Origin of the sequence: Jeotgalibacillus marinus (genome assembly GCF_040801915.1) — a bacterium.
Classification (GTDB): domain Bacteria; phylum Bacillota; class Bacilli; order Bacillales; family Jeotgalibacillaceae; genus Jeotgalibacillus; species Jeotgalibacillus marinus.
In genome coordinates this window covers 1-414 of sequence record NZ_JBFMIA010000099.1, presented here as the reverse complement: position 1 = coordinate 414, position 414 = coordinate 1, and the positions used below count along the sequence as shown (strand labels likewise).

The window sequence follows — 414 nt, the reverse complement described above, 5'->3', positions numbered from 1 at the left end:
TTTTATATTTTTGGTGCATTCGTTTTACTTTTCACCTCAATTTTTTATGATACTGATGCCAATCAGTTCGGTATAGCTGAAAGATTTGGTCTCACCAATGCACCAGAGCAATTGGTGAGAGTGTTAGTCGCTCTTATATCTTTATTAATGGTATTTGGGTATATAAGGCTTAAAAAATGGGGTTTTTGGATGATGATTTTCTACTCATTATTTTTTGGAATTATTAGTTGGTCGTTATCATTGTCATATAATCAGCAACCATTTATAGGGAATACAGTTTGGTCAATTATCATATTGGTTTATACGATACATGTAAGAAACGCTTTCTTTCGGAGGAGCAAACAAGAATAAGGAGAGGATATCGTGGTAGATAAATATTTATCTTCTTATATAACAATTGGTGGTCTATTTTTT

The 414-nt window shown here is 31.9% G+C and carries 1 protein-coding gene; it reads left to right on the top strand.

Annotated features, from left to right (window positions below):
• Window positions 1–351, top strand: a 351-nt coding sequence (locus tag AB1471_RS17130) for a hypothetical protein (RefSeq protein WP_367780947.1), incomplete at its 5' end; no start/stop codon positions are given.
• Window positions 352–414 lie beyond the last annotated feature (63 nt).